The sequence below is a fragment of the Agrococcus jejuensis genome, assembly GCF_900099705.1.
GTDB lineage: Bacteria > Actinomycetota > Actinomycetes > Actinomycetales > Microbacteriaceae > Agrococcus > Agrococcus jejuensis.
On sequence record NZ_LT629695.1, the window covers coordinates 2,696,054 to 2,709,289 of the forward strand.

Genomic DNA, 13,236 nt, shown 5'->3' on the forward strand with positions numbered 1-13,236 from the left:
GCTCGACCCCCATGAGGCTGTTCGGCGGGCGCGAGCGACGCGACGTCGACGTGCGCCCGACCGCCGACGCCGTGCCGCCCGCGCTGAAGATCGCCAGCGCCTGGTCGTGGCGGCTGCTCGTCGTCGCCGCGGCCCTCGCCGTCGTCCTCTTCCTCATCGCGCAGCTGCGCATCATCGTCATCCCGCTCATGGTCGCGGCCCTGCTGACGGCGCTCATGATCCCGCTCGTCGAGTGGCTGCAGCGGCACCGCTGGCCCCGCGGCCTCGCGGTCGCGCTCGCCGTCGTGCTGCTGCTGTCGGTCGTCACCGCGCTGTTCTGGCTCGCGGTCTCGCAGATCCGCGACGGCTATCCCGCGCTGCAGCAGCGCGCGATCGACTCGTACGCCGGGCTGCGGCAGTTCCTGCTCGAGTCGCCCCTGCACCTCACCGAGCGCGACATCTCGCGCTACACCGACGCGCTCGTGCAGGCGATCCAGCAGGACACGCAGCAGATCCTCTCGGGCGCGCTGTCGGTCGGCTCGTCGCTGGGCCACCTCGTCGTCGGCCTGCTGCTCACGATCTTCGCCACGATCTTCCTGCTGTTCGACGGCGCCCGCATCTGGCGCTGGATCGTCGGCATCTTCCCGCGCCGCGCCCGACCGGCCGTCGACGGCAGCGCACGCGCCGGCTGGGTCACGCTCGGCAACTTCGTGCGCGTGCAGCTCGTCGTCGCCGCGATCGACGCCGTCGGCATCGGCCTCGGCGCGTTCATCCTCGGCCTCTTCTACGGCGGCATGCCGCTCGTCGTGCCCATCGCGGTGCTCGTGTTCCTCGGGTCGTTCATCCCCGTCGTCGGCGCCATCGCGACCGGCACGATCGCGGTGCTCGTCGCGCTCATCGCCCTCGGGCCCATCCCGGCGGTCATCATGCTCGGCATCGTGCTGCTCGTGCAGCAGATCGAGGGGCACGTGCTGCAGCCGTTCATCATGGGCACGGCCGTCAAGGTGCATCCGCTCGCCGTCGTGCTCGCCGTCGCCGGCGGCTCGATCGTCGCAGGCATCCCCGGCGCGCTCTTCGCCGTGCCGGTCGTCGCCTTCCTCAACGTGGCGATCAAGACCGTCGCGACGGGCTCGTGGCGCACGAATCCTCGACCGACCACGTTCTCGGAGGTCCCGAACGCATGACGTCGCTCGACGCGCTGGGCACGATCCCCGGCCCCACGCTCGCGGAGTTCCGCGAGGCCCAGGTCACGGTCGCGGCGGCGATCCAGCGCACGCCGCTCGAGCTCTCACGACACCTGTCGGGCATGCTCGGCTCGACCGTGCACCTCAAGTGCGAGAACCTGCAGCGCACCGGCGCGTACAAGCTGCGCGGCGCGTACAACATGCTGTCGAAGCTCACGCCCGAGCAGCGCGAGCGCGGCGTCGTCGCCGCCTCGGCGGGCAACCACGCGCAGGGCGTCGCGTTCGCGGCCTCCGAGCTCGGCATCCAGTCGACGATCTTCATGCCCATGGGCGCCGCGCTGCCCAAGGTGCAGGCGACGCGCGACTACGGCGCTCGCATCGAGCTGCGCGGCCTCGACTTCCAGACGGCGCTGCAGGCGGCCATCGCGCACGTCGCCGAGACCGGCGCCACGTTCGTGCCGCCGTACGACCACCACGACATCATCGCCGGCCAGGGCACGCTCGGCCTCGAGATCCTCGACGAGCAGCCCGACGTCGAGACGATCCTCGTGCCGATCGGCGGCGGCGGCCTCGCCGCGGGCGTCGCGTCGGCCGCCAAGCAGCGCGCCGCCGAGCTCGGCCGCGACATCCGCGTGATCGGCGTGCAGGCAGAGGGTGCCGCCGCCTACCCGCCGTCGCTCGCGCACGGCGGCCCCACGACCATCCAGACGCTCCCGACGATCGCCGACGGCATCGCCGTCGCGCGGCCAGGCGACCTGCCGTTCGAGATCATCCGCGCCTGCGTCGACGACGTCGTCACGGTCGCCGACGACGACATCGCCCGCGCGATCATCGCGCTGCTCGAGCGTGCGAAGCTCGTCGCCGAGCCCGCTGGCGCCGTGACGACCGCCGCGATCATGACGGGTGCGGTGCGGGATGCGGGCTCGACCGTCGCGATCCTGTCGGGCGGCAACGTCGACCCCATGGTGCTCGAGCGCGTCATCGGCCGCGGCCTCGTGGCGTCGCAGCGGTATCTGCGCATCCGCATGGACCTGCCCGACCGTCCCGGCCAGCTCGCGATCATCGCGCAGATCCTCTCCGACGAGCAGGCGAACGTCGTCGAGGTCATGCACACGCGCCACAACGAGTGGACGCAGATCAACGACGTCGCGATCGAGCTGTCGGTCACGACGCGCGGCCCCGAGCACGCGCAGCGCCTGCTCGCCGCGCTGCGTCGTGCGGGCTACGAGCCGCACGAGGTCTGACCCCGCGCACGACGAAGGGCCGCCCGCGATGCGGGCGGCCCTTCGTGCTGCTGCGGGGGAGGCGCGTCAGGCGCCGCGGTACGTCTCGACGTCGAGGATCTCGACGGCGATCTCCTTGCCGCTCGGCGCCGTGTACGTCGCGGACTCGCCGATCTTGAGGCCGAGCACGGCTGCGCCGATGGGGCTCGACTCCGAGTACACGTCGAGGTCGTCGCCGGCCTCGTGGATCTCGCGGTTGCCCACGAGGAAGGTCTGCTTCGAGCCCGCGATCGTCGCCTTCACGACCGTGCCGGCCTCGACGACGCCGTTGGCCGCGGGGGCCTCGCCGACCTTGGCCGTGCGCAGCAGGTGCGTGACCTGCAGGATGCGCGCCTCGATCTGCGCCTGGTCGTCCTTGGCGGCGTGGTAGCCGCCGTTCTCCTTGAGGTCGCCCTCGTCGCGGGCCTCCTCGATGCGCTTCGCGATCTCGACGCGCACGGGCCCCGTCAGGTTGTCGAGCTCGGCCTGGAGGCGGTCGAACGCCTCCTGGCTCAGCCAGGTCTCCGTCGTGTCGGGCATGAGGTCTCCTGATATGCGGGAAGCCGGCCCGAGCGGGCCGGCAGTGCCCGCGAGCCTATCGCAGCCAGCAGCGGTAGACCAATCCGCCGATGGCCTCGTCGGCGGTGCGCACGACCACGCTCTGCGGGGTCGTCCACTGCTCCGAGGGGTCGACGTCGAGCTCGACCCAGCCCACGGTGGAGTGGTGCCGGTCGAAGGCGTTGACGGCGCAGCGCACGGGCGTGCCGGGCTCGACCGTGACGGTGAAGTCGATCTGGATCGAGTGCGCGTCGATGCGCGTCGAGCCGGTGTCCTGCGTGTCGATCGTGCCGCGCGGGTCGGCGAGACCGCCCCAGATCACCCACGCGAGCATGACGACGACGATGCCGGCGGCGACCGAGATGCCGATGATCCGGTCGCGACGTCGACGCTCGGGCGTGCGGCCGTAGCGGGCGGCGAGGTCGGTCATGTCGGCGGTTCCGTGGGAGGATCGATGGGTCCCGTGACCAGCCTACTTCCGAGCGGAGGAGCCATGCGCCGCCTGCTGAGCGTGCACGCGCATCCCGACGACGAGTCGAGCAAGGGAGCGGGCACCGTCGCCAGGTACGTCGCCGAGGGCGCGCAGGTCACGGTCGTGAGCTGCACGGGTGGCGAGTCGGGCGACATCCTCAACGAGGGCTTCGTCGACACCGTGCACGCGGCCCGCGACATGGCGGGGCTCCGCCGCGTCGAGATGCGCCGCGCGCAGGAGGCGCTCGGCGTCGACCACCTCTGGCTCGGCTACCTCGACTCGGGCCTGCCCGACGAGGGCGAGCCCGTGCGGCCGCTGTCGTTCGCGACCATCCCCATCGAGGTCTCGGGTCGCGTGCTCGCGCGCATCATCCGTCGCCTGCGCCCGCAGGTCGTCGTGACGTACGACGAGCGCGGCGGCTACCCGCACCCCGACCACATCCGCTGCCACGAGATCACGATGTGGGCCGTCGAGCACGCCGCCCGCGCCGACGATCCCGAGCTCGGCGAGCCGTGGACGGTGTCGAAGGTCTACTACGACCGCATGTCGTCGTCCGACAAGGTCTCGGCCTTCCTCGCCGACTACGAGCTCCACGACCCCCACTCCGACCGCCTCGAGGGCATCCGCGAGATGGCGGAGTGGATGAAGGGGCGCACGCCGCGCATCACGACGCGCGTCGACGTCAGCGACCACCTCGACGCCCGCGACGCCGCGCTGCGCGCGCACGCGAGCCAGGTGGCGCCCGACACGCCCTTCTTCTTCTGGCCGCACGACGTCATCCGTCGTGCGTGGCCCACCGAGGACTTCGAGCTCGTGCGCTCGACGGTCGGCGAGGCCCTGCCCGAGACCGACCTGTTCGCAGGGATCGACGAGGAGTGACCCCCATGCTCGCCATGCTCGCGCAGGCTGCGCCCGCCTACGATCCCGAGTCGGTGACGCCGGGCGTCATCGGCTTCGCGGCCACGGCCATCGTCGCGATCGCGGTCTGCTTCCTGCTGTTCGACATGAACCGCCGCGTGCGCCGCCTCAAGTATCGCGAGGAGGTGCGCGCCGAGATCGCCGCCGAGCAGGCGGGGTCGGCGGAGGATGCGACGGGCGAGGCGGATTCGTCGGTGAGCGAGGCCACCGCTCCCGAGCAGGGCGAGCAGCAGCGCTGAGCGCCGCCGTGCTCGGTCAGAGCACGTGCACCGCGGTGGCGCGCCACCGGTCGTCGAGGCCTTCGAGGCGCATGGCGACCGCGCGGGTGCGGCCGGGGGAGCGCACGATCGCCGTCGCCTCGACGATGCCGTCGGCGGGATGCGTCACGACGAGCGGCCCGATCTCGTAGTGCGCCCGGATGGGCTGCTGCTTGCGCAGCGCCCGGGTGCGGCGGGCGGCGATCGACCGGCGGGCGAGGTGCAGGTAGGTGTCCTCGGTGACCCAGCGCGCGACCTGCTCGACCTCGCGGGTGCCGAGCAGCACCTCGATGACGCAGCGCGTGAGGTTGTCGACGAGCGGCGTCGGGTCGGGCAGATCCCGGGTCGAGCACGGCTGGTAGTCGAAGTACTCGTCGACCTCGGCGGTCGACATCCTCGCGCGTGCCATGGCCTGTGCTCCCTGTCCGGATACCGTGCCGGCAACCGTAGACCGGCATGAGTTCCCTGGGAATGGGCAGAACTCCCCATCTGTGGAGAACCCCGACCTGTGGCATGGCGGCGGGCTGTGGACAGCGTGCTGGCCACGCGCGCGCGTGGGGCTACCGTCGGCGCGTGCGCTTCGACGACCTGTTCGACGACCTCGAGAGCCAGCTCGAGGCCGAGCTGGGCGCGCACGAGCGGGACACGCTCGCCGAGGAGGAGCGCTTCCGGGTCGGCAGGCTCGAGCTGCAGGAGCGGCTGCGCGCCGCGCCGAGGTCGCTCGACCTGCGGCTGCGCTCGGGGGAGCGGCTGCGCATCGAGCGGCTCGCGATCGGCAAGGACTGGCTGAGCGGCACGATCCGCGACGGCGCCGCCGACGGCGCGGGCTGCATCGTGCCGACGCGCTCGATCGCGGGCGTGCGGCTCGACGAGGACGCTGTCGTGCGCTCGCTCGAGTCGGCGGAGCCGCGACCCGGCGAGCAGCCGTCGCTCGCCGCCCGGCTGAGCCTCGGCTTCGCGCTGCGCGACCTGTCGCGGCGGCGCACGCCCGTCGAGCTGCGCTGCCCGGCACGGCTGCACGGCACGATCGACCGCGTCGCGCGCGACCACCTCGACCTCGCGATCCACGAGCCCGGCACGTCGCGGCATCCGCGGCACGTCACGGGCGTGGAGCTCGTGCCGTTCGCCGCGATCGACTGGGTGCGACTGCCGTAGCGGTCGCGCGCTCCTCTGCCGCGCGTCAGCGGCGCTTGAAGTGACCGAAGAGGTCGGCGATCGACGCCGTCTGCGACTCCTGCCACAGCGCGCCGCGGCGCTGCGCCTCGTACTGCTCGTCGATCCACGACTGCAGCACCGAGAGCTCGATGCGCCAGCCGCCGGCCACCCGGATGCCGGGCAGCGAGCCGGAGTCGACGAGGTCGACGACCTCTCGCGGCTCGACGCCCAGCACCTCGGCAGCGTCTGCTGCGCTGAGGAAGCGTCGCTCGTTCACGGGGTCCATGATGCTCTCGGTCGCCATGGGCGCGATCCCTGCCTGTGGAGAGTCGGTCTCCTGTGGAGAGCGGGGGCCGCCGCCGCGCGGCATCTGCCACGGTACCTGCACGCACCCGGCCGGGTGCACGGATTCCCAGGAGGTTCGGATGCGACGCGCGTGGCTCGACCCCAGGCTCGCCATCGGCGCCGTGCTCGTGGTCGTCTCGATCGTGGGCGTGTGGCTCGTGATCCAGTCGACGAGCCGATCCACGACGGTGTGGGTCGCGAGCGAGACGCTGCTGCCCGGCGACGTCATCGGCGCCGGCGACGTCGAGGCCGTCGAGCTGCGCATGGAGGGCGCGACGGATGCGTACCTCGCGGGCGAGGCGACGCCCGAGGGGCTCGTGGTCGTGTCGCCCGTGGGTGCGGGGGAGGTGCTGCCGCTCACGGCGCTGGGCGACGCCGACTCCGTCGACCTCGCGACGGTCGTGCTCGCGCTCGACGGCGGCATCGCGTCGACGGTGGCCGAGGGCAGCGTCGTCGACGTGTGGGCCGCGCCGCCGGGCGAGCAGGGCACGTTCGAGGCGGCGACGGTGCTCGTGGGCGACGCGATCGTCGTGGGGCTCGTCGCCGACGAGGGCATCATCGCCGACGACGCCGTGCGGCTCGAGGTGCTCGTGCCGCGCGAGGACGTCGCGGGCGTGCTCGACGCCGTCGCCAACGCCCACGCAGTGCACGTCGTGCCCGTCGCGACGCCGGTGACGCCGTGACGGTCTTCGCGATCTCGGCGCCGCTCGAGCGCGAGGATGCGCTCGCCGACCTCGCGCAGCGCCACGGCCACCGCGTCGCCGTGCGGGCGGCGCGGGCGAGCGAGCTCGTGCAGCGTCTCGCGCACGTCGAGGTCGACGCCGTGCTCGTCTCGCCGGACGAGCCGCACCTCGACGCCGAGCTCGTGCGCGTCTGCGATGCGGCGGGCGTGCGCGTCGTCGCCGTGGTCGACGACGCGGCGCAGGCGGGCAGGGCTCGTGCGCTCGGCGTCGAGTCGGTGCGGTTCGCCGACGGCTTCCCCGCGATCGAGTGGGCCATCGTGACGCCGACGGCCGAGCGCGAGCAGCGCCCGCGGGGCCGCGTGCTCGCCGTCTGGGGTCCCGCGGGCGCCCCGGGCCGCACCACCGCCGCGATCGGCCTCGCGACCGAGCTCGCCGCACGCGGCCAGCGCGTCGCGATCGTCGACGCCGACAGCCACGCCGCATCCGTCGCGCCCGCGCTGGGCCTGCTCGACGAGGCGCCGGGCTTCGCCGCCGCCGCGCGTCTCGTGCGCACGGGCAGCCTCACGGTCGACGAGCTCGATCGCGTCGCGCAGACCGTCGAGTCGTCGGTCGGCACGCTGCGCGTGCTCACGGGCATCACGCGCGCCGGCCGCTGGCCCGAGCTCGCCGCGGATCGCGTCGCGGGCGTGCTCGAGGCGTGCCGCGACTGGGTGGACTGGACGGTCGTCGACGTCGCCGCGAGCCTCGAGCGCGACGAGGAGATCTCGAGCGACGTCTTCGGCCCGCGGCGCAACGCCGCGACGATCGCGGCGCTGCGTGCCGCCGACCGCGTCGTCGCGCTCGCCGGCGGCGACCCCGTCGGCATGATGCGGCTGCTGCGCGCCTACCCCGACCTCGTCGACGTCGTGCCGTCGGATCGCATCTCGGTCGTCGTGAACAAGGTGCGCACGGGCGCGTCGGGCCTCGCGCCCGAGACGGGCGTCGCGCAGACGTTGCAGCGCTTCGGGGGCATCGCGCCCATGGCGCAGTGGCCGCTCGACCAGGGCGCCGCCGACGCGGCGCTGCTGTCGGCCAGGCCGCTCGTCGACGTGGCGGGCCGCTCGCGCCTGCGTCGTGCGATGCAGGCGACGGCCCTCACGCTGCTGCCCGCCGAGCCGACGCGCGCCGCGGCACGCGCCGCATCCCGCGCGACGCGCAGGAGAGGGCTGCGGTTCGCACTACGCTGACGGGGGTGACCACCCTCGCGACCCTCGTCGAGCAGCACGCCCGCACCGATGCGCCGGACGTGCCCTGGTTCCACCGTCTCGTGGGCGACTGGCAGCTCATCGCCGACCTCGCGTTCGCCGACGTCGTGCTGTGGCTGCCCACCCAGGGACCCGACGGCTTCATCGCCCTCTCGCATGCCAGGCCGTCGTCGTCGGGCACGCTCTTCTACCGCGACTTCATCGGCCAGCCGGTGCGGAACGCGTGGCGCGGGCAGGTCGACGACGCGTTCTCGTCGCACCGCATCGTCGAGGCGACGCATCCCGAGCCCGGCACCGACGGCGACACGCGCGTGCGCGCCGTGCCCGTCGCCCGCCGCGTGGGCGGCGACCTCGTGACGGTCGCGGTCATCACGACGCACTCGAACGTCGCCGAGCGCACGCCGAGCCGCCAGGAGCTCACGTTCAAGCAGTGCGCCGACGACCTGCTGCGCATGATGACGGTCGGCGACTACCCCGACGAGTCGGCGCCCACGGGCCCGCGTCGGGGCGCGCCCCGCGCATCGGACGGCCTCATCCGCCTCGACAGCGCCGGCGTCGTGACGTTCGCGAGCCCCAATGCCCTGTCGGCGTTCGTGCGCCTCGGGTTCCGCGAGGAGCTAGAGGGCCGGTCGCTCGCCGAGGTCACGACCGAGCTCATCGACGAGTCGCACGACGTCGACGAGACGCTGCCGCTCGTCGTCACGGGCCGCGCGCCGTGGCGCACCGACATCGAGACGCACGCCGTCACGATCTCGCTGCGCGCCGTGCCGCTGCGCAGGGGAGGCGACCGCATCGGCGCGATCGTGCTCGCGCGCGACGTCACCGAGCTGCGGCACCAGGAGCAGTCGCTCATCACGAAGGATGCGACGATCCGCGAGATCCACCATCGCGTGAAGAACAACCTGCAGACCGTCGCGGCGCTGCTGCGCATCCAGGCGCGCCGCACGCACTCCGACGAGGCGCAGCAGGCGCTCGTCAACGCCGAGCGTCGCGTCGCCTCGATCGCGGTCGTGCACGACACGCTCTCGGAGGGGCTGAGCCAGTCGGTCGACTTCGACGCCGTCTTCGACCGCACGCTCAAGCTCACGAGCGAGGTCGCCTCGGTGCACAACGCGACGGTGCGCACCGAGCGTCGCGGGTCGTTCGGCGTGCTGCCGTCTGCCTACGCGACGCCCCTGGCGCTCGCGCTCACCGAGCTCGTGACGAACGCCGTCGAGCACGGCCTCGAGGGCCGTCGCGACGGGCTCGTGCGCATCAACGCCGACCGCGACGACGACACGCTCACCGTGCGCGTGTGCGACAACGGATCGGGGCTGCCCGCCGGTCGCGTCGGCTCCGGTCTCGGCACGCAGATCGTGAAGACGCTCATCACGGGCGAGCTCTCGGGCGCGATCGACTGGGGTCAGCGCGTCGATCAGGGCACCGAGGTCACGATCTCGGTGCCGCTGCGCTTCCTTGACCGCGACTAGACGCCGCGATCGGGGGACGCGCGCGGCTCGACCGTGCCGAGAGCGGTGCTCTCAGCAGGCGCAGACGCGACGACGGGCCGACCCCGTGGGGTCGACCCGTCGATCGTGCGTGCGTCGCGTCAGCTGGCGCGGCGAGCGCGGGCGGCGCGGCGCTTGAGCGCGCGACGCTCGTCCTCGCTCAGCCCGCCCCAGACGCCCGAGTCCTGGTTCGTCTCGAGGGCGTACTGGAGGCACTGCTCCGTCACGGGGCAGCGAGCGCAGACGGTCTTGGCCTTCTCGATCTGGTCGATCGCAGGACCCGTGTTGCCGATCGGGAAGAACAGCTCCGGGTCGACCGTCAGGCATGCGGCGTCATCGCGCCAATCCATAGAGGCACTCCTTGTAATGTGGTGAGAGGTGTACGCGTGCGCGAACGCACGTCAAGACTCAGATGGGGCGGCGTCTTCGCCAGCGACCCAAGGAGCGATTCTCCCACACCGGTCGAAGGCAGGGCAAGAGGTCTGATGGATGCAGCGATGAGCGAACGGCCGCGGGCGGCGGGGATCCTGGCGATCATCGTCTTCCTCGAGGCCGTCGCGGTGCTCGGCGTGGCGATCTGGTCGGTGGTCACGGTGATCGGCGGCGAGGCGCGCGAGGTCACGGCGGGGCTGTTCTGGGGCGCGTGCCTCGTCGGCCTGTCGTTCTTCCTGCTGCAGGCCGGGCGCGGCGTGCTCGACGGCCGCTCGTGGTCGCGCGCGGCGGTCGTCGTGTGGCAGGTCCTGCAGCTGGGCATCTCGTTCGGCACGTTCAACGGCGCCGAGGGCCCCGTGCCGCTCGCGCTCGCGATGTTCGTGCCGGCGCTCGCCGCCCTGATCATCGTCTTCCGCAAGCCCACGCGGGAGTGGCTGGCGCGCGAGCGCCAGGAGAAGCTCGACGGCGACGCCGGATGAGCGCGCGCCTCGTCGCGAAGGAGCTCGCGGGCGGCCACGGCCACCGCACGCTGTTCGAGGGGCTCGACCTCACGGTCGCGCCCGGCGACGTCGTGGGCGTCGTCGGCGCGAACGGTGCCGGCAAGTCGACGCTGCTGCGCATCCTCGCCGGCGTCGACGCGCCGCAGGCCGGCTCGGTCATGACGGATCCGGCGGATGCGTTCGTCGGCTGGCTGCCGCAAGAGCACGAGCGCGTCCTCGGCGAGACCGTCGCGGAGCACGTCGCGCGCCGCACGGGCTGCGCGCAGGCGACGGCAGAGATGGACGAGGCCGCCGCGGCGCTCGGCGACGCGACGCCGCGCGCGGACGGCCGCGACGCGAACGACGTCTACGCCGTCGCGCTCGACCGCTGGCTCGCCTCGGGCGCCGCGGACCTCGACGATCGCCTGCCCGAGGTGCTCGCCGACCTCGGACTCGCATCCGGCGCCGGCGTCGGCCCCGACTCGCTCATGACGGCGCTGAGCGGCGGCCAGGCGGCGCGCGTGGGACTCGCGGCGCTGCTGCTGTCGCGCTTCGACGTCGCCCTGCTCGACGAGCCGACGAACGACCTCGACCTCGACGGCCTCGATCGGCTCGAGCGCTTCGTGCAGGAGCAGCGCGGCGGCATCGTGCTCGTGAGCCACGACCGCGAGTTCCTCGCGCGCTGCGTCACGAAGGTGCTCGAGCTCGACATCGCGCAGTCCACGAACCGCGTGTACGGCGGCGGCTACGACGCGTTCCTCGAGGAGCGCGCGACGGCCCGCAGGCACGCGCGCGAGGCGTACGACGAGTTCGCCGACAAGAAGGCCGACCTCGTGGCGCGGGCGCGCACGCAGCGCGAGTGGTCGAGCCAGGGCGTGCGCAACGCGATGAGGAAGGCGCCCGACAACGACAAGATCCGCCGCAAGGCCGCATCGGAGTCGAGCGAGAAGCAGGCGCAGAAGGTGCGCCAGATGGAGTCGCGCATCGCGCGGCTCGACGAGGTCGAGGAGCCGCGCAAGGAGTGGCGGCTCGAGATGTCGATCGCTGCCGCGCCGCGCGGCTCGAGCGTCGTGTCGACGCTGTCGAGCGCCGTCGTGCGGCAGGGCTCGGGCGACGACGCGTTCGAGCTCGGCCCGCTGACGCTCGAGGTGCGCGCGGGCGACCGCATCGGCATCACGGGGCCGAACGGCGCCGGCAAGTCGACGCTGCTGCGCCTGCTGCTCGGGCGCCAGGAGCCGGATGCGGGCTCGGCGTCGCTCGGCGCATCCGTCGCCATCGGCGAGATCGACCAGGCGCGTGCCGTGCTCGCGGGATCCACGCCGCTCGCGGACGCGTTCGAGGCCCAGGTGCCCGACTGGTCGCAGGCCGACGTGCGCACGTTGCTCGCGAAGTTCGGCCTGCGCGCCGATCACGTCGGCCGCCCCGTCGACGAGCTGTCGCCCGGCGAGCGCACCCGTGCGGGCCTCGCGCTGCTGCAGGCGCGCGGCGTCAACGTGCTCGTGCTCGACGAGCCGACGAACCACCTCGACCTGCCTGCGATCGAGCAGCTCGAGCAGGCCCTCGAGTCGTACGCGGGCACGCTGCTGCTCGTGACGCACGACCGCCGCATGCTCGAGGCCGTGCGCGTCGACCGCCGCTGGCGCGTCGAGGACGGTCGGGTCGCCGAGGCCTGACGGACGGCGGCTAGCGTGGTGCCGTGAGGATCGCATCCGAGGACGTGCGTATCCGTCCGCGATCCGCGCGCGACGTCGATCCGCTGATCGAGGTCCTCTGGGCGCAGCAGCCCGCGACCCGGTACCCGGTGCGCAGCAGCCTGCCGTTCCCTGCCTCGCAGTTCCTGCATGCCGACGACGCCGTGGCCGCGTGGACCGCCGAGGTCGAGGGCCGGCCCGTCGGCCACGCCTGCTGGCTCCGATCGCTCGACGCCGCCGCGCAGGTGGGCGTCGACCGCGCCACGGGACGCTCCTCGACGGCTGCCGAGGCGTGCGCGACCGCCCATGGCTGCACCGTCGACGAGCTCGGATGGGTGTCGGCGCTCTTCGTCGACCCCGCGGTGCGCGGTCTCGGCGTCGGCTCGCGACTGCTCGCCGCGGTCGTGGCCGACATCCGACGCTCCGGCATGCATCCGTGTCTCGAGGTGGTGGACCTCAACGAGGCAGCGCTGCGGCGCTACCGCGCTGACGGGTGGCGGGAGGTGCTGCGAGCGCGGCCGGCCTGGCTCGCCGAAGCGGTCGACGATGCGGCGGTCGGGACCACGACCATGGTGCTGCGCTCGGCCGCCTGAGCGAGCGCGAGCGCCGCAGCGCGCCCGTCAGAAGCCGAGGCGCTTGCGCAGCATCTCGACGTGGTTCTTCGCCTTCGTGTTGTAGAACGCGTGCTCGATGCGGCCCTCGGCGTCGACGACGAGCGTCGTGCGGCGCACGCCCTGCACGGTCTTGCCGTAGAGCTGCTTCTCGCCGAACGTGTCATACGCGAGGTGCACCTGCAGGTCCTCGTCGCTGAGCAGCGGGAACGGGATCGCGTCGCGCTCCGCGAAGCGCGTCAGGCGCTCGACCTTGTCGCGCGAGATGCCCAGCACCGTGAGGTCCTCGGCGGCGAGCGCCTCGATGGAGTCGCGGAACCCGCACGCCTGCTGCGTGCATCCCGGCGACATCGCCTCGGGGTAGAACCAGAGGATCACGCGCTGGCCGCGCAGGTCGGACAGCCGCACCTGCGAGCCGTCGTGGGCGGGGAGGACGAAGTCCGGAGCGAGGTCACCGACGGCGAGAGGCATGCATCCAT

The 13,236-nt window shown here is 73.0% G+C and carries 17 protein-coding genes; 11 read left to right on the plus strand and 6 right to left on the minus strand.

Annotated features, from left to right (window positions below):
- Positions 1-11: 11 nt before the first annotated feature.
- Together BLQ67_RS12640 and ilvA are read left to right on the plus strand one after the other, a co-directional pair.
- Positions 12-1,163 carry an AI-2E family transporter gene (locus tag BLQ67_RS12640; protein WP_092505581.1) on the plus strand — a complete coding sequence of 384 codons (1,152 nt, stop codon included), beginning with the start codon at positions 12-14 and terminating at the stop codon, positions 1,161-1,163.
- Complete coding sequence (ilvA, locus tag BLQ67_RS12645; RefSeq protein WP_092505583.1) at positions 1,160-2,407, plus strand: threonine ammonia-lyase; 1,248 nt, start codon at positions 1,160-1,162, stop codon at positions 2,405-2,407. The genes BLQ67_RS12640 and ilvA overlap by 4 nt, the downstream gene beginning before the upstream one ends.
- 66 nt (positions 2,408-2,473) lie before the next feature.
- Here the strand turns inward: ilvA and greA are convergent, their stop codons facing one another.
- Both greA and BLQ67_RS12655 read right to left on the minus strand, forming a co-directional pair.
- Positions 2,474-2,965 (minus strand): transcription elongation factor GreA, encoded by a 492-nt coding sequence (gene greA / locus BLQ67_RS12650; RefSeq protein ID WP_092505585.1) that lies wholly within the window; start codon positions 2,963-2,965, stop codon positions 2,474-2,476.
- A gap of 55 nt (positions 2,966-3,020) precedes the next feature.
- A complete protein-coding gene (locus BLQ67_RS12655; protein WP_092505587.1) occupies positions 3,021-3,413 on the minus strand; it encodes a DUF4307 domain-containing protein in 393 nt (130 codons plus the stop codon).
- A gap of 63 nt (positions 3,414-3,476) precedes the next feature.
- Here BLQ67_RS12655 and mca point away from each other — a divergent pair, with 63 nt between their 5' ends.
- The gene (gene mca, locus BLQ67_RS12660) at positions 3,477-4,334 is read left to right on the plus strand and encodes a mycothiol conjugate amidase Mca (protein WP_172802330.1); all 858 of its coding nucleotides are present in this window, start codon (positions 3,477-3,479) and stop codon (positions 4,332-4,334) included.
- A 5-nt stretch (positions 4,335-4,339) separates the two neighbouring features.
- The gene (locus BLQ67_RS12665; RefSeq protein ID WP_092505589.1) at positions 4,340-4,612 is read left to right on the plus strand and encodes a hypothetical protein; all 273 of its coding nucleotides are present in this window, start codon (positions 4,340-4,342) and stop codon (positions 4,610-4,612) included.
- A 16-nt stretch (positions 4,613-4,628) separates the two neighbouring features.
- Here the strand turns inward: BLQ67_RS12665 and BLQ67_RS12670 are convergent, their stop codons facing one another.
- The gene (locus tag BLQ67_RS12670; protein ID WP_092505591.1) at positions 4,629-5,039 is read right to left on the minus strand and encodes an Rv3235 family protein; all 411 of its coding nucleotides are present in this window, start codon (positions 5,037-5,039) and stop codon (positions 4,629-4,631) included.
- 164 nt (positions 5,040-5,203) lie between these two features.
- Between BLQ67_RS12670 and BLQ67_RS12675 the strand changes: the two genes are divergently transcribed.
- Positions 5,204-5,785 (plus strand): hypothetical protein, encoded by a 582-nt coding sequence (locus BLQ67_RS12675; protein ID WP_092505593.1) that lies wholly within the window; start codon positions 5,204-5,206, stop codon positions 5,783-5,785.
- A gap of 25 nt (positions 5,786-5,810) precedes the next feature.
- On the opposite strand, the gene BLQ67_RS12680 is transcribed toward BLQ67_RS12675, so the two are convergent.
- Positions 5,811-6,089, minus strand: a complete 279-nt coding sequence (locus BLQ67_RS12680; RefSeq protein ID WP_231945048.1) for a helix-turn-helix domain-containing protein — start codon at positions 6,087-6,089, stop codon at positions 5,811-5,813.
- A 121-nt stretch (positions 6,090-6,210) separates the two neighbouring features.
- Here BLQ67_RS12680 and BLQ67_RS16480 point away from each other — a divergent pair, with 121 nt between their 5' ends.
- Genes BLQ67_RS16480 through BLQ67_RS12690 form a run of 3 tightly spaced genes read left to right on the plus strand, consistent with a single transcriptional unit; the run spans position 6,211 to position 9,526 of the window.
- The gene (locus tag BLQ67_RS16480; RefSeq protein ID WP_157674839.1) at positions 6,211-6,813 is read left to right on the plus strand and encodes an SAF domain-containing protein; all 603 of its coding nucleotides are present in this window, start codon (positions 6,211-6,213) and stop codon (positions 6,811-6,813) included.
- Entirely contained in the window at positions 6,810-8,039 is a 1,230-nt protein-coding gene (locus tag BLQ67_RS16485; protein WP_157674840.1) for an AAA family ATPase, read from the plus strand. Before BLQ67_RS16480 ends, BLQ67_RS16485 begins: the two co-directional genes overlap by 4 nt.
- Positions 8,040-8,044: 5 nt before the next feature.
- The gene (locus BLQ67_RS12690; RefSeq protein ID WP_092505595.1) at positions 8,045-9,526 is read left to right on the plus strand and encodes a sensor histidine kinase; all 1,482 of its coding nucleotides are present in this window, start codon (positions 8,045-8,047) and stop codon (positions 9,524-9,526) included.
- Positions 9,527-9,645: 119 nt separating this feature from the next.
- On the opposite strand, the gene BLQ67_RS12695 is transcribed toward BLQ67_RS12690, so the two are convergent.
- On the minus strand, positions 9,646-9,894 hold the full coding sequence (locus BLQ67_RS12695; RefSeq protein ID WP_092505597.1) for a WhiB family transcriptional regulator: 249 nt from the start codon (positions 9,892-9,894) through the stop codon (positions 9,646-9,648).
- 147 nt (positions 9,895-10,041) lie between these two features.
- Between BLQ67_RS12695 and BLQ67_RS12700 the strand changes: the two genes are divergently transcribed.
- Genes BLQ67_RS12700 through BLQ67_RS12710 form a run of 3 tightly spaced genes read left to right on the plus strand, consistent with a single transcriptional unit; the run spans position 10,042 to position 12,739 of the window.
- Positions 10,042-10,455, plus strand: a complete 414-nt coding sequence (locus BLQ67_RS12700; RefSeq protein WP_092505599.1) for a hypothetical protein — start codon at positions 10,042-10,044, stop codon at positions 10,453-10,455.
- Complete coding sequence (locus BLQ67_RS12705; protein ID WP_092505601.1) at positions 10,452-12,128, plus strand: ABC-F family ATP-binding cassette domain-containing protein; 1,677 nt, start codon at positions 10,452-10,454, stop codon at positions 12,126-12,128. The genes BLQ67_RS12700 and BLQ67_RS12705 overlap by 4 nt, the downstream gene beginning before the upstream one ends.
- 23 nt (positions 12,129-12,151) lie before the next feature.
- Complete coding sequence (locus BLQ67_RS12710) at positions 12,152-12,739, plus strand: GNAT family N-acetyltransferase (protein WP_092505603.1); 588 nt, start codon at positions 12,152-12,154, stop codon at positions 12,737-12,739.
- Between the two features lie 27 nt (positions 12,740-12,766).
- Here the strand turns inward: BLQ67_RS12710 and bcp are convergent, their stop codons facing one another.
- Positions 12,767-13,228 carry a thioredoxin-dependent thiol peroxidase gene (bcp, locus tag BLQ67_RS12715; protein ID WP_092505605.1) on the minus strand — a complete coding sequence of 154 codons (462 nt, stop codon included), beginning with the start codon at positions 13,226-13,228 and terminating at the stop codon, positions 12,767-12,769.
- Positions 13,229-13,236: the final 8 nt, after the last annotated feature.

Bases quoted from the DNA above. Each gene is read 5' to 3' on its own strand.
- BLQ67_RS12640 (WP_092505581.1), top strand. From the start codon at position 12: ATGAGGCTGTTCGGCGGGCGCGAGCGACGCGACGTCGACGTGCGCCCG.
- ilvA (WP_092505583.1), top strand. From the start codon at position 1,160: ATGACGTCGCTCGACGCGCTGGGCACGATCCCCGGCCCCACGCTCGCG.
- greA (WP_092505585.1), bottom strand. From the start codon at position 2,965: ATGCCCGACACGACGGAGACCTGGCTGAGCCAGGAGGCGTTCGACCGC.
- BLQ67_RS12655 (WP_092505587.1), bottom strand. From the start codon at position 3,413: ATGACCGACCTCGCCGCCCGCTACGGCCGCACGCCCGAGCGTCGACGT.
- mca (WP_172802330.1), top strand. From the start codon at position 3,477: ATGCGCCGCCTGCTGAGCGTGCACGCGCATCCCGACGACGAGTCGAGC.
- BLQ67_RS12665 (WP_092505589.1), top strand. From the start codon at position 4,340: ATGCTCGCCATGCTCGCGCAGGCTGCGCCCGCCTACGATCCCGAGTCG.
- BLQ67_RS12670 (WP_092505591.1), bottom strand. From the start codon at position 5,039: ATGGCACGCGCGAGGATGTCGACCGCCGAGGTCGACGAGTACTTCGAC.
- BLQ67_RS12680 (WP_231945048.1), bottom strand. From the start codon at position 6,089: ATGGCGACCGAGAGCATCATGGACCCCGTGAACGAGCGACGCTTCCTC.
- BLQ67_RS16480 (WP_157674839.1), top strand. From the start codon at position 6,211: ATGCGACGCGCGTGGCTCGACCCCAGGCTCGCCATCGGCGCCGTGCTC.
- BLQ67_RS12695 (WP_092505597.1), bottom strand. From the start codon at position 9,894: ATGGATTGGCGCGATGACGCCGCATGCCTGACGGTCGACCCGGAGCTG.
- BLQ67_RS12700 (WP_092505599.1), top strand. From the start codon at position 10,042: ATGAGCGAACGGCCGCGGGCGGCGGGGATCCTGGCGATCATCGTCTTC.
- BLQ67_RS12705 (WP_092505601.1), top strand. From the start codon at position 10,452: ATGAGCGCGCGCCTCGTCGCGAAGGAGCTCGCGGGCGGCCACGGCCAC.
- bcp (WP_092505605.1), bottom strand. From the start codon at position 13,228: ATGCCTCTCGCCGTCGGTGACCTCGCTCCGGACTTCGTCCTCCCCGCC.